Source organism: Agromyces binzhouensis (assembly GCF_004135055.1).
GTDB lineage: Bacteria > Actinomycetota > Actinomycetes > Actinomycetales > Microbacteriaceae > Agromyces > Agromyces binzhouensis.
Genome location: NZ_SDPL01000773.1, coordinates 1 through 674, shown reverse-complemented (window position 1 = coordinate 674; position 674 = coordinate 1). Strand labels below are relative to the sequence as shown.

The window sequence follows — 674 nt, the reverse complement described above, 5'->3', positions numbered from 1 at the left end:
GTGGCAGACCTGCTCCGTGCCGAGGCGGGTCGCATCCGCGGCGCGGCGCGCGCCGAGGGAGCGGCGCGCGCCGCGACGCTCGGGGTGCGGCTGATGCTCCCGCTCGGCTGCTGCGTGCTTCCGGCGTTCGTGCTGCTCGGCGTCGCCCCGCTCATGATCTCGGTCGTCACAGGCACCCTCGGCGGTGCCGTGTGACGTCGTCCCGACTCGTGCCACCGTCGCCGCAGTGCGCGGCAGAGAGAAGGAGAACCGCATGCATCACGAACCGTCACTCGATCCGCCGGCCCGAGACGTGCCTGCGCGGAGGGCGCGCGCACGCGTCGTCGTCGTCGCGATCGCGCGTCGACTCGCAGGGGACCGCGGCGCCGCCACCGCCGAGTACGCCGTCGCGACCATGGCGGCCGTCGGCTTCGCCGGGCTCCTCGTCGTCATCCTGCGCGGAGACGAGGTCCGCGGGATCCTCACCGACCTCGTGCGGAATGCGCTCACGGTCGGCTGACCACGAGCGGGGCAGCGTGACGGCGGAGTTCGCCGTCGCGCTGCCCGCGATCGCCCTGGTGCTCGCTGCGACGCTCGCCTCGGTGCACGCCGTCGCACTGCAGGTCCGACTCGCGGATGCGGCGGCGGACGCCGCTCGAGCCCTCGGCCGCGGGGATCCGGTCGACGCGGCGGCC

At 75.1% G+C, this 674-nt stretch carries 1 protein-coding gene and 1 pseudogene; both read left to right on the top strand.

All coding sequences use genetic code 11. The features are described 5' to 3' along the window. A pseudogene (locus ESO86_RS19600) lies at positions 1–195 on the top strand (type II secretion system F family protein); the annotation flags it as partial. A 58-nt stretch (positions 196–253) separates the two neighbouring features. After that, positions 254–499, top strand: coding sequence for a DUF4244 domain-containing protein (locus ESO86_RS18155; RefSeq protein ID WP_129236065.1), 246 nt, complete (start codon positions 254–256; stop codon positions 497–499). Positions 500–674: the final 175 nt, after the last annotated feature.